This is a genomic window from Paraburkholderia sediminicola (assembly GCF_046026895.1).
Classification (GTDB): domain Bacteria; phylum Pseudomonadota; class Gammaproteobacteria; order Burkholderiales; family Burkholderiaceae; genus Paraburkholderia; species Paraburkholderia sediminicola_C.
On sequence record NZ_JAQQEU010000298.1, the window covers coordinates 1 to 370 of the forward strand.

The 370-nt window shown below is 53.2% G+C and carries 1 rRNA gene; it reads left to right on the forward strand.

The annotated features are described in order from the left end of the window. Positions 1 to 128: 128 nt before the first annotated feature. Positions 129 to 370, forward strand: a 16S ribosomal RNA gene (locus PQR02_RS40855); the annotation flags it as partial.

A 370-nucleotide genomic window follows, 5' to 3' on the forward strand; every position in this document is an offset into this window, starting at 1 on the left:
AAGGCAAAAGTATCAAGTCTCACACAGTAATGAAAGGAAGGTTTGGCCGTTGAAAGATGGTTGAACACTTCGTCAGTACGTTGAGTGAGCGACCGGTTTCGAAAGAAGCCGAAAACAGTAACAGGTTTGAACTGAAGAGTTTGATCCTGGCTCAGATTGAACGCTGGCGGCATGCCTTACACATGCAAGTCGAACGGCAGCACGGACTTCGGTCTGGTGGCGAGTGGCGAACGGGTGAGTAATACATCGGAACGTGTCCTGGAGTGGGGGATAGCCCGGCGAAAGCCGGATTAATACCGCATACGCTCTGAGGAGGAAAGCGGGGGATCTTTCGGGACCTCGCGCTCAAGGGGCGGCCGATGGCAGATTA